Origin of the sequence: Pseudoalteromonas sp. MMG012, assembly GCF_018100875.1 — a bacterium.
Taxonomy (GTDB): Bacteria; Pseudomonadota; Gammaproteobacteria; order Enterobacterales; family Alteromonadaceae; genus Pseudoalteromonas; species Pseudoalteromonas aurantia.
In genome coordinates this window covers 1-475 of the sequence record NZ_JAGJEF010000229.1, presented here as the reverse complement: position 1 = coordinate 475, position 475 = coordinate 1, and the positions used below count along the sequence as shown (strand labels likewise).

The window sequence follows — 475 nt, the reverse complement described above, 5'->3', positions numbered from 1 at the left end:
ACCGTCTGCTTGACCAGTCAACGTGCCACCGAGCAATGCTTTACTTTGTGTTTTTTCACACCACGCAACAAAGTTTAGGAATGGGTCTGCTTGGCCCTTGGCGGCTTCTTTAAAATCAATCTCCATGCCACGTGGAATAATGCCACCTGCGTTATGGCCGATTGATAAAACAGCCCGCATTAATGTGGCTTTCTCTTTTGTGCTTGCGCCTGCGGGGTATTTACCAATTTTGCTGGGTAGCCCGTATATCTCTAAAAACTCGGCTAAGTCGCGTATTGAATAATTTTTAAATAAGTGCGGCCAAGCAAGGTTAGACGTTAATCCTGCTCGATGTAGATAGCCACTTTTGCTGCGGCTAACATGCGTTACCCAACCAAACGGGTTGAGCACAATACCATTAGGATCGTCACTACGTAATCGTAGTTCGTTGCGGTTATCAAGCGCAGTTTGGAACAAGCCTTGCTCTCTAAAATTG

At 45.9% G+C, this 475-nt stretch carries 1 protein-coding gene; it reads right to left on the bottom strand.

Translation table 11 applies throughout. The features are described 5' to 3' along the window. A partial coding sequence (locus J8L97_RS23190; protein ID WP_211053085.1) for a DUF935 family protein occupies window positions 1-475 on the bottom strand: 475 nt, incomplete at both ends.